Annotated in this window: 2 protein-coding genes; one reads left to right on the top strand and one right to left on the bottom strand. The window is 40.5% G+C overall.

The genetic code is table 11. The features are described 5' to 3' along the window. On the top strand, positions 1-531 hold a 531-nt coding region (locus tag Q0L00_RS19505), incomplete at its 5' end, for a Fic family protein (RefSeq protein ID WP_297338571.1). Positions 532-622: 91 nt separating this feature from the next. On the opposite strand, the gene rhuM is transcribed toward Q0L00_RS19505, so the two are convergent. Next, a complete protein-coding gene (rhuM, locus tag Q0L00_RS19500; protein WP_297338570.1) occupies positions 623-1,615 on the bottom strand; it encodes a RhuM family protein in 993 nt (330 codons plus the stop codon). Positions 1,616-1,833 lie beyond the last annotated feature (218 nt).

The following is a 1,833-nucleotide window of genomic DNA, read 5'->3' as shown; positions in this document are numbered from 1 at the left end:
GGATTGGCGCACCTGTATTTTGAATTAATTCACCCTTTTGAAGATGGAAATGGTCCAATTGGACGAGCAATTGCAGAAAAAGCATTGGCTATGGGAGCCAAGCATCCCTTGATCACTTCACTTTCCAGTACCGTAGAGCGAAATAAAAAAGCGTATTATCAGGCATTAGAGCGTGCTAATGGCGCTTTGGAGGTGACAGATTGGTTGGTGTATTTTTCTGAAGAAGTATTGAAAGCCCAAATCAATGTGCAGAAATTGATTCTATTTATTGTTGAAAAGGCTCGCTACTTTGAGGAATTCCGGAATAAACTAAATGAGCGTCAGTCAAAAGTCGCGCTGCGATTGTTTCGGGAAGGACCGGAGGGTTTCAAAGGTGGTCTGAGTGCCGAGAATTACATTCGTATTAGCAAAACTTCTCCTGCTACTGCAACCAGAGATCTGACGGAAATGGTAGCCCTCGGAGCCCTTAAAAAGACTGGTAAACTTAGGCATACGGGATACTATTTGCCAATGGTGGAAAGCCTGCACTGAATTTTTTCATTTTGAATTCAGGTAAATAATGTTTTTCACCATTTGGACTGATTTTTTCTCATGCAAAATGGGTACAACGCTGTTTTCAGATTCAGCGCATTTCGTCTCGGTTTCTGTTCAATACACTAATAACCAATTTCTTCACGGTGTCCATTTCCTCTGGCTTGCTTGATGCGATGAAGAGCGTTAAGCTGGCAAGAGCGTCGTTACTTATGATTGAAATTCCTTCGCTAGTATGCAAAAGGTCATTGTGCTGCAAAAATAAAAGGAAGCATGCGGCTGCAATTCGTTTGTTGCCATCTACAAATCCATGATTCTTGACGATCAGGTAGAGTAGGGTTGCTGCCTTTTCTTCCAGGGTAGGATAGAAGTCCTCTTCGTCGAAGCCTTTGCTGATTTGTGCGATTGCACTTTCAAAGCTTCCATCTTTCTCTTTACCAAATACACCGGATTCAAAATCTGACCTCATGGATTTAATTACCTCCTGATATTGAGCTAAATCAGGATAGTTTGCTTTTCTTTTACTTAAGCCTTTTTTGTCTAGATTTTCATGATCGTAATCATCAAGTAGTTCCAGACCCTTGGCAAAGTGGTTGAGCCAATCCAAATTTTGATCTTCCTCTTTTTGCTGAATTGTTCTGCTTAATATCCGGATCCCATCCTTTAAAGTTTGGACTTCTTGTTCTTTCTGAGCTAGTCTATTTTCATTGATGGCGTAGCCTTGGATAAGGTAATCTTTCAAGCGCTTGGTGGCCCAAATTCGGAATTGGGTTCCTTGTAGTGATTTGACCCGGTAGCCAACCGAAATGATTACATCTAGATTGTAGTGCTTAATTACTTTCTCCTGTGTTTTCCCCACTATAGCTCCATGTGTAGTGGTATGTCGGAATTCCCGACATACCACTGGCTCTTCTAATTCCCCTTCCTTAAAAACATTTCGGATATGCTCAGTTATCGTACTTCTTCCCTTTCCAAAAAGGGCTGCAATTTGTTCTTGAGATAGCCACACCGTTTCCTGCTCAAATTTTACCTCGATTTGAGTCTGGCCGTCGCTTCCTTGATATATTTCGATTTGGTTGTTCATTTTTTACTTAAATCTTACTCAGTTTTCTTTTTTCTGGCCTCATCCTGCATCTCAGCCGTTGTTATGGTCAGTTTGTTTCTGGTTGTTTCCTAATGTTTCTAGTTGTTTTATCATTTCACCCAATTTAGCAAAAGATTGTACCGCCAAAAAACGGTACAAATATGCAGGGAAATCGCTTTTGAAGTTTTTTAAAATCGGGCAATTTTTGATAATTTTAG

Source organism: Algoriphagus sp. (genome assembly GCF_024305035.1).
GTDB lineage: Bacteria > Bacteroidota > Bacteroidia > Cytophagales > Cyclobacteriaceae > Algoriphagus.
This window is presented reverse-complemented; position numbering and strand designations above follow the sequence as displayed.